Raw genomic sequence first — 236 nt, forward strand, 5'->3', positions numbered from 1 at the left:
GTTCGAAGGCGCTGGCCGAAATCCTCAGCAATGTCGCGGCTGGCGAAAGCTATGTCTCGCCGACACTATCGGCCCGGCTTCTGTCGGACCTGTTGCAGCCGGCAACCCGCAAAACCGACCCCATCCAGCAGCTCACCAGCCGCGAGGACGATATACTGCGACTGGTGGGGGAAGGCTTGAGCAACAAGGAAGTCGCCGCACGGCTTTCACTGCAGGAGAAGACGGTCAAGCATCAC

1 protein-coding gene is annotated in these 236 nt (G+C 61.0%); it reads left to right on the forward strand.

Annotation, left to right across the window (positions count from 1 at the left end; translation table 11 throughout):
- Positions 1–236: LuxR C-terminal-related transcriptional regulator (locus tag ACWTU9_RS33390; RefSeq protein ID WP_455862043.1), on the forward strand; the 236-nt coding region annotated here is incomplete at both ends.

Source organism: Mesorhizobium sp. 128a, assembly GCF_053848025.1.